Origin of the sequence: Ornithinimicrobium panacihumi (assembly GCF_052073805.1) — a bacterium.
Classification (GTDB): domain Bacteria; phylum Actinomycetota; class Actinomycetes; order Actinomycetales; family Dermatophilaceae; genus Ornithinicoccus; species Ornithinicoccus panacihumi.
Genome location: NZ_JBQGWG010000039.1, coordinates 1 through 8732, shown reverse-complemented (window position 1 = coordinate 8732; position 8732 = coordinate 1). Strand labels below are relative to the sequence as shown.

Genomic DNA, 8732 nt, shown 5'->3' with positions numbered 1-8732 from the left:
TGAAGCGCCCCAGGTTTGATGCCGCTTCCTTTCGAGTCCGGAAGGATGCATGTCATGCCGAAGAAGATCGATCCCGAGCTGAAGGCTCGGGCTGTGCGGTTGGTGCTGGAGCACCGCAACGAGTACCCGACGATGACCGCGGCCGTGCTGGCGGTCTCCCGGCAGGAAGGAGTGGGCAAGGAATCGTTGCGGCGGTGGGTCGCCCAGGCCGAGATCGATGCCGGCGACCGGCCAGGGACCACCACGGCCGAGCAGGCGGAGATCAAGAAGCTGAAGGCCGAGAACCGGCGGCTGCGTGAGGACGTGGCCATCCTGAAGGCGGCCACGAGTTTCTTCGTGGGGGAGCTCGACCCCCGGAACCGATGATCATGGCGTTCATCGACGCCCAGCGCGCCCAGGGGCACGCGGTCGAGTCGATCTGCCGGGTCCTGCGCGAGCAGGGCCTGCAGGTCGCCGCGCGCACCTACCGGGCCTGGAAGAACAACTCCCGCCAGCCCTCGGCCCGCACGCACACCGATGCTCTGGTGATGGACCTGGTGCGCGACCTGGCCTGGACCACCAACACCCGCACCGGCGCCCGTCAGCTAGCCCCGGAAGGGCTGTACGGGCGACGCAAGATGACCGCGCTGGTCCGCCGCAGCGGCCTGCCCGACGCCTCGGCCGGGGCGGTCGACCGGGCGATGCGCGCCCTGGGCCTGTCCGGCCTCCGCCGCGACAAGGGCATCCGGACCACGATCCCCACCAAGGACGGGCGGCGCGCTGGCGACCTGTTGGATCGCGACTTCACCGCCACCTGCCCGAACCAGACCTGGGTGATGGACTTCACCTACGTCCGGGCCTGGACCGGGTGGGTGTACGTCGCGTTCGTCCTGGACGTCTTCGCCCAGCGGATCGTGGCCTGGCACGCTGCCACGACCAAGGAGGTCGACCTGGTGATGACCCCGCTGCGGATGGCGATCTGGCAGCGTGACCACGACGGGCACCCCGTCGCACCCGGCCTGATCTGCCACGCGGACGCCGGGTCGCAGTACACCTCGCTGCGATTCACCGAGCACCTGGCCCTGGAAGGCCTGCGACCCTCCATCGGCTCGGTCGGTGATGCGTTCGACAACGCCTTGATGGAGAGCGCCATCGGCCTGTACAAGACCGAGTGCATCCGCACCACCGTCTTCTGCGACGGGCCCTACAAGACCATCGCGGACGTCGAGTACGCCACCGCTGCCTGGGTCGACTGGTACAACCAGCGACGCCTCCACGGCAGCCTTGGCATGATGTCCCCAGTGGAGTACGAGAACGCCCACTACGCGACCCTCAACCGAGAGCCGCAACCCGTATAGGAGCGGCACAGAACCTGGGGCGCTTCAGTGGTCACTGATCGAGACGCTGTTCGACGATGGGGCCGCTACGCCGACGCCATCACCCGCTGGGAACACATCGCTGGACGGGCAGCACCCTCACCTGCACTCGTGAACGAGGCTGCCGGGCCACGTCCATCACCAGAGTTCGTGGAATGGCTCATGGGGCTTCCGACTGGCTGGATCACGGCCAGGGCGTGTGATCTGACCGCGAATCAGCAAGTGCGCGCTCTAGGGAACGGCGTCCTCCCTCTCCAGGCTGAGGTAGCGACCAAACATCTCCTCAACGCAGGCTGAGCGAACATCGATTGATCGTCCTCAGAAAGAACTGTGGCAGCTCAGGAAGGGGCATCGCGGAGAACCTGTCGAAAGCTCACGCGCCACCCCTCGGGACACTTGGGAAACGGCCTGAACGGCGACAGGGTGCCAACACCGAGCGCTGGCCAGAGTTCGCTGACCTTCCATGCGCGAAGACCCGGCAGCGAGCCAAGTCGGCCGGTAGATGGCGGCGCACTGTTCTCCTAGCGCCTCGACCTCGGATGCAGTCTCGTGTGACCCTCGCGCAACGGATGCGATCGACGAACCATCGATGCTCACTCGGATCAGTGTTGGCAGTCACCCCACCCTCCGGTCTAAGCAAGCGGCCTGAGGTCGGGGCGGTATGGGCGCTTTGTGCGGGAGTCATCCGCCGTCGAGGAGCCGACGCGGCCCATTTCCCGCTTCTCCGAGCTGATCATTCCGATTGGCGAGCACGCACCTGTCGATGGACAGACACCCACACCCCACACAGTCCGTGAACTTGTCCCGCAGTTGTTCGAGACGCTTGATCCGCTGGTCTAGCTCAACCCGCCAGTCAGCTGTGAGTCGCTCCCAATCCTGACGATTGGGTGCTCGATCTTGCGGCAGGGTCTCCAGCTGGCTGCGAAGCACTGCTAAGGGAATACCGACCTGCTGCGCTATCTGGATCAGCGCGACGCGGCGAAGCGCATCTCGCCGGTAGCGACGCTGGTTGCCAGATGTGCGCGTACTCGCAATGAGGCCTTGACGCTCATAGAAGTGCAGTGCCGAGACTGCGACGCCGGAGCGCGCCGAGAGTTCCCCAACTGTAAGTTCAGTCTGCTGCCAGTTCGGACGTCTCATCGTCGCTTTGCACCTTTCATGGCCGGGGTGCCAGTCGCTTCGGCGACCACCTCGGGCGCATCCAGGAACGCCTGCTTCGCGGAGCACGCCCAACGCACTCGTTTCCGCTGTCTGGTGCCGGAGCCACACCCGCACCTGAACATTCTAAAACCTCAACCATAGTTGAGGTCAAACGTCGGGCTCCCCAGCTAGCCATCACATCAGGCCAGGCTCAGCGGAACGCGTGACCGTCACCGTAAGCAAGGTGTGGTCTCAGAGATAGTGCGACACGCAGTCTCAAGACCATTACACCAGGGGCGCCGCAGCCAGACGGAGTCGCATTCACGTTCAAGCAGCGCCACCCTTGACCTGAACCATTGTTGAGGTTTTAAGGTGAGTGTGCACCACTCAAGGCGGCGGAACGCACGCCTTCGAAGGCACTTCGGCAGCGGCTCTCGAACCGAAAGCTCGGCCTGCCGTCGCTCTCACGTCGCCGTGTCGATGTGCGGTTAGCGCACGACTGGAAGGAATAGCAATGGACTCTCAAGCGACCAGCCCTACCCCGGATTTGTCCCCCAGGAACGCGCCTCGTCCGCCGTCCCGGCTGACTCTGCCGGTTGTCTTGGTCGGTGTCGGTCTAGTAGCGATGTCGATCTCGGGCACAGCCATCGCACTACCGAGTATCGGTCGAGAACTCGACGCCTCGGGCTCAGCACTGAATTGGGTCGTCGCCGGCTATAACCTGGCATTTGCTGCAATGACTCTCATCGCAGGCGCAGCCGCGGACCGCGCGGGTCGGCGTCGAATCTTCATCATCGCTTCAGTCGTGTTCTCTGGCGGGTTCCTTGCGACAGCGTTGGCGCCATCGATCATGGTGGTAGACATCGCACGGGTGGTGTCCGGTATCGGTGGTGCCGGAGTGATGGCTGCGGGCGGAGCGCTGCTGGCATCGAGCTACGAAGGAGCCGCCCGTAACCGTGCTTTCGCGTTCATGGGCACCATGGCCGGGGTCGGCATCGCGGTAGGGCCGACGGTGGTCGGTGCTCTGATGGCCTTGACGGGATGGCGCGGCAGCTTCATCACGTTCGCAGTACTTGGCGCACTCATCGCGGGCGGAGCCGCGCGGCTTCAAGAAACTCACGCCGATCACAACCGTACCGACTGGCTCGGGAGCCTGTTGTTCGTCGTGACTCTCAGCGCCTTCATGTTTGCTCTTCTTGAAGCGCCGGAGGTCGGCTGGGCTCACCCGATGACGTTGCTGGCATTTGCCGTGGGCGTGGTGGCATTGGTTCTGTTCGCTATCGCCCAGCGCCGTAGCGCTTCCCCGTTGCTCGCGCCCGAACTCGTCTCTGACCGCGGATTCATGGGTTGGTGTCTCGCGACCTTGACGACCTCAATCGGGTTCCTCGGCGCGCTGGTGTTCCTCCCGACCTACCTGCAGGCTGTTGCAGGTCACACCCCGGCGGCTGCGGGCTTGACGATGCTGCTGCTGACAGCGCCCGTGTTGGTTACCCCCACCCTCGCTGTCACGTTGGTCAATCGTGGCATCTCGGCGCGACTGCTGATCATGTCCGCGCTCGTGCTCGTTGTCGCGGGCAACTTCAGTTTGGTAGTCCTAGGTCCAGAAAACACGACGGCGCTTGTCGCGGTCCCGCTGCTGCTGATCGGGGTCGGCATGGGGGCCTCATTTGGTATCACTGATGGCCAGGCGATGGCCCTAGCTCCGGCGCGGCTTGTCGGGACCGCCGCTGGCTTCCTCAACACGCTCCGTGGTGCGGCAGAAGCTCTGGTGATCGCTGTGTTCAGCGCTTCGCTCATAGGGTTCCTCGCCGACCGACTGGGTGACTCCGGCCACGCGGCCGATGTCGCCGCCGGCAACCTCGACACTACGGCCACCAGCGCCCACGGCGCCGAAGTCGACGCATTCACTTCCTCTTGGCACCTCACGCAGATCGGCGTCGGCTCGGTATGTCTTCTGATGTCCGTCGTCGTGGCTCTCCTGCTCCTCGTCCCTTCTCGCGGCCCGCGTGTGAACGAGGACGAGGATCATCTGTCTGTGGACTCCAACTGATTCCCGCTCATGTCCACCACAACGCTCTCGTGCTTGTGGCTAGGAGCGCTCCCGGCTGGTCGCAACCGAGAGTGCTCCGTACCCGAGGCCGCAGCCCTTCTAGTTCGGCACCGGTCAGTGCTGAGGGCATGCAATGCGTAGCGATGCCCACCGACGAAGATGTCCACGATCGACGGCCACAAAGTCTCTGGCTCGTGTGGGCCAGCACGCTCGTGGACGGCACTCCGAACATACGTATCCGAGAAGCGCGCGCGTGCGTCTCCTGGTCGACCACGTCCCCACTTGTGGTGGATCAGACCGTCCACTGCGGTCTGGCATCTCGCGCCTGGGGCTGACGAACATCGAAGACGATGGGCTCATCACCGGGACATGGCTGGGCCGCAGGGTCGTGTACACGATCACCGACCGCGGACAAGAAGACACCACAGCGTCCGGGGCAACATCGCGTCGAGTGGGTTCTGCGACGCGACGCGCGGAGCCGGAGGGCAAGGGCGCCCAGTTCTCAACAGCACAGCGCGTTGTGACCGAGTTCGTCCGGGACATGAACGAGGAAGTCGCCATGTGCGCGAACCGAGGCGACCTGTCACCGGAGACGGTCCGGCGACTCGGAACCGAACTGAACCGAGCAGAGGAGGCGATCGCACGCCGCCTCGGCCGGCCTTAGCGACCTCATCGCGTCACGGGGATGCCGATGCCGTCAAGGTCGAACGATCATCAGCCGATCCTGGCGCGGACGCGAACGGTCCATTCGCCGGTGGGTCCGGTGGCCTACGACTGTGTGAAGGTGATCGTCGTCAGGTCGGGCTCGGCGATTCTGTTCAGCGAGTTCGGACAGAAGCCCGTCAACGTCGGCGACGCGGTGATCCTCGGTGCGAACGTGCTGTGCGGCTCGGAGCCCGAGGGGCATATCACCGTCACCACCATCTACCTGGACACCGATTACGTGATCGACCAGGTGTTCTGGCAGCACGCCGGCCTGTTGCAGGACAGGCTCGAAGCCCAAGGGCTCGCCGAAACGATCTACTCAGAGCCCGCGCAGATACTCCGCCTCGGTGAGGATCGCGCAGGAATGCTGATGCCGTGGCTGGATGATCTGGTCGAGCGGAGCATCGAGGGTCGCTTCGCCCGGAACTTCTACCGGATGCAGGCGGTGTGGTTCAGCATCGCTCACGTGATCGCCCCGTTCGTGAAGGTCTCCCCGGTGCGGATATCAGCGTCGCAGCGCGCGCATATCCGGCCCACGCTGCCACGGCATCGCCAGTTCGCGCCGTTGCGTGCCGAGGCTCGCCGGGCCGCCGAGCTGCTGCATCAGGCACCCGCGGAGCAGTGGACCCTCGACGCCCTGGCCGCGAGGGTGCATCTGTCGCCCTCGCAGCTCAGCCGGGTGTTCACCGACGCCTACGGCAAGACGCCTTTGGCGTATCTGACCATGCTGCGCGCCGAGCACCTTGCCAAGTCGTTGCGGGAGACCGACCTGCCGATCGAGACGGCGATGCGGGAGGTCGGCTGGCGCAGCCGCGGGCACGCCGCCCAGCAGTTCCGCAAGTACGTCGGTCTCACCCCCACCCGGTACCGGCAGTTGACCTTTCGAGCGAGCTGAACGCCGCTCCCGATCTGAGCATCACGAGCGGGATATCGGGAGCATCCCGGCACCGAACCCCACGGAGCACGAGATTGCCGGTAGGCCGGTATGTCCTACGTCAGGCGCACCACGAGATCTCCTGGCGCACCTCATTTCTACACGGCCGCCCTCTTCTGGGTGCCGTCTATGCCAGGAGGGGGCAGGAGCGATGACGACGAGGCATGATGCCCGAGCCGCGCGCGATGCAAAGCTCGACGAACTCCACGAGCGCCTCACCGGTGCCGTCGAGACGCTGGTTTCGGGTGAGGACTGGGCACGCGCCCTGGCATTTGCTGCCAAGTTCAGATCACGGAGCTTCAACAACACGCTGTTGATCTGGTTCCAGCACGAAGCGAACTTCACGGCGGGGCGCGTGCCCGAGCCGTTCCCGTCGCTGGTGGCTGGGTATCGGCAGTGGCAGCAGCTCGGCAGTGTCGGCGGCGCTTGAAAACTAGACAGTAACGGCGCTCGAAAAGTGAACACTCCGCCAACGATTGGAGTGTGATCACCATGGAGGACTGGGCGCTGATCAGGAGGCTGGCCGCCGACGGCGTGCCGAAGGCCAGGATCGCCAGGAAGTTGGGCATCTCGAGGACGACGGTCATAAACGCCATCGCCTCGGACGGGCCACCGAAGTACGAGAGAAGAGCGGGTCCAACGTCGTTCACGCCGTATGAGGCGCGGGTGCGTGAACTCCTCGAGGAGACGCCGGACATGCCCGCGACGGTGCTGGCCGAACGGGTCGGGTGGACCGGCTCGATCCGATGGTTCCGCGACAACGTCAACCGCCTGAGGGTCGACCACCGCCCGATCGACCCGGCCGACCGGCTGACCTGGACGGCCGGGGACGTAGCGCAGTGCGACCTGTGGTTCCCGCCGCGCAAGATCCTGCTCGAGGACGGCTCCCGTACCCTGCTTCCGGTACTGGTCATGACCTGCGGGTACTCCCGGTTCACGCTGGGGAGGATGATCCCGACCCGAAAGACCCCGGACCTGCTCCTGGGCACGTGGGAGCTGCTGGATCAGCTGGGTCGGGTGCCGCGCCGGCTGATCTGGGACAACGAGCCCGGCATCGGACGAGGCAAGCTGACCGAGCCGGTCGCGGTGTTCGCCGGGATGCTGGCCACGAAGGTGGTGCTGCTACCACCGCGGGATCCCGAGTCCAAGGGCATCGTCGAACGCCGCAACCGCTTCTTCGAGACCTCCTTCATGCCCGGGCGCCACTTCGAGTCCCCAAGCGACTTCAACGCCCAGTTCGCCCACTGGCTGTCCGCTGCTAACGCCCGGACGGTGCGCACGATCAAGGCCCGTCCGGTGGACCTGCTCGCCGCGGACAAGGAGGCGATGCTGCCCCTGCCGCCGGCGGTGCTGCACCTGGGCTGGCGCAACCACGTCCGCCTCGGCCGGGACTACTACGTGCGCGTCGACACCTCCGACTACTCCGTCGACCCCCGCGCGATCGGGGCCCGGGTCGACGTCGCCGCAGACCTGGACACCATCCGGGTCCGCCAGGCCGGCCGGCTGGTCGCCGAGCACCCACGCCGGTGGGCCCGGAGCATGACCGTGACCGACCCCGCCCACGTGGCGACCGCCGCCGCGCTACGGCGCGACTACCAGCACCCCAGGTCCCGTCCCGAGGCCGACGACCTGGTCCGGGACCTGGCCGACTACGATAAGGCGTTCGGGATCGACGCCGGCGAGCTGGAGTCGCGATGAGCCGCAAACCAGCATCCGCGAGCGAGTCGCTCAAGCAGATCACCCACCTGGCCGCGGCGCTGAAGGCGCCGCGGATCACCGAGTCCGCCGCCCGCCTGGCCGACCACGCCCGCGACAGCGGGTGGACCCACGAGGACTACCTGGCCGCGGTCCTGGAACGCGAGGTCGCCGCCCGCAACGCCTCCGGGGCCCGGCTACGCATCCGCGCCGCCGGCTTCGGCGCGGTCAAGACCCTTGAGGACTTCGACTTCGACCACCAACCCGGCGCCCGCACCCCGATCCAGGCCCTCGCCTCCGGTGCGTACCTGGCCGAGCACCGCAACGTCGTCCTCCTCGGACCGCCGGGCACGGGCAAGACGCACCTGGCCACCGCCCTCGGCGTCGCCGCCGCCCGGCAAGGACACCGGGTCCTGTTCGCCACCGCCACCGACTGGGTCACCCGCCTGACCGAGGCCCACGACCGCGGCCGCCTGCCGACCGAGCTCACCCGGCTGCGCCGCTACGGCCTGATCATCGTCGACGAGGTCGGCTACCTGCCCTTCGAGCAGGACGCCGCCAACCTCTTCTTCCAGCTCGTCTCCTCCCGGTACGAGCACGCCTCCCTCATCCTGACGTCGAACTTGCCGTTCAGCTCCTGGGCCGGCGTCTTCGGCGACCAAATCGTCGCCGCCGCGATGATCGACCGCATCGTCCACCACGCCGACGTCATCGCCCTCAAAGGCGCCTCCTACCGGCTCCGCGACCGCGGCGTCGAGACGCTTCCCAGCATCAAGGCCGAGCAGGAATCCCTAGACTGAGACCGTTCACTCTTCGACCGCCGAAACCGCCCAGTTTTCGAGCGCCGTCGACA

The 8732-nt window shown here is 66.1% G+C and carries 6 protein-coding genes, 1 pseudogene and 1 other annotated feature; of the genes and pseudogenes, 6 read left to right on the top strand and 1 reads right to left on the bottom strand.

Features of this window, described 5'->3' with window-relative positions; all coding sequences use genetic code 11:
* Positions 1 to 54 precede the first annotated feature (54 nt).
* A protein-coding gene (locus ACTMMA_RS17930) for an IS3 family transposase (RefSeq protein ID WP_441189664.1) occupies positions 55 to 1337 on the top strand; the annotation gives its coding sequence in 2 pieces (ribosomal slippage) (positions 55 to 328 and positions 328 to 1337; 1284 coding nt in all).
* Positions 324 to 458, top strand: a sequence feature (AL1L pseudoknot). (Overlaps the previous gene by 135 nt.)
* Before the next feature lie 699 nt (positions 1338 to 2036).
* Here ACTMMA_RS17930 and soxR read toward each other — a convergent pair.
* A complete protein-coding gene (gene soxR / locus ACTMMA_RS17925) occupies positions 2037 to 2495 on the bottom strand; it encodes a redox-sensitive transcriptional activator SoxR (RefSeq protein ID WP_441191444.1) in 459 nt (152 codons plus the stop codon).
* 514 nt (positions 2496 to 3009) lie between these two features.
* Here soxR and ACTMMA_RS17920 point away from each other — a divergent pair.
* The 5 genes and pseudogenes from ACTMMA_RS17920 to istB all read left to right on the top strand — a co-directional run bounded on the left by ACTMMA_RS17920 (position 3010) and on the right by istB (position 8679).
* Complete coding sequence (locus tag ACTMMA_RS17920; protein ID WP_441191443.1) at positions 3010 to 4545, top strand: MFS transporter; 1536 nt, start codon at positions 3010 to 3012, stop codon at positions 4543 to 4545.
* A 685-nt stretch (positions 4546 to 5230) separates the two neighbouring features.
* Positions 5231 to 6145, top strand: coding sequence for an AraC family transcriptional regulator (locus ACTMMA_RS17915; protein ID WP_441191442.1), 915 nt, complete (start codon positions 5231 to 5233; stop codon positions 6143 to 6145).
* Positions 6146 to 6335: 190 nt separating this feature from the next.
* Positions 6336 to 6596 (top strand): annotated as a pseudogene (locus tag ACTMMA_RS17910) (serine/arginine repetitive matrix protein 2); the annotation flags it as partial.
* A gap of 71 nt (positions 6597 to 6667) precedes the next feature.
* Complete coding sequence (istA, locus tag ACTMMA_RS17905; protein ID WP_441190557.1) at positions 6668 to 7882, top strand: IS21 family transposase; 1215 nt, start codon at positions 6668 to 6670, stop codon at positions 7880 to 7882.
* Positions 7879 to 8679, top strand: a complete 801-nt coding sequence (gene istB, locus ACTMMA_RS17900) for an IS21-like element helper ATPase IstB (RefSeq protein WP_441190556.1) — start codon at positions 7879 to 7881, stop codon at positions 8677 to 8679. Before istA ends, istB begins: the two co-directional genes overlap by 4 nt.
* The last annotated feature ends 53 nt before the right edge of the window (positions 8680 to 8732 follow it).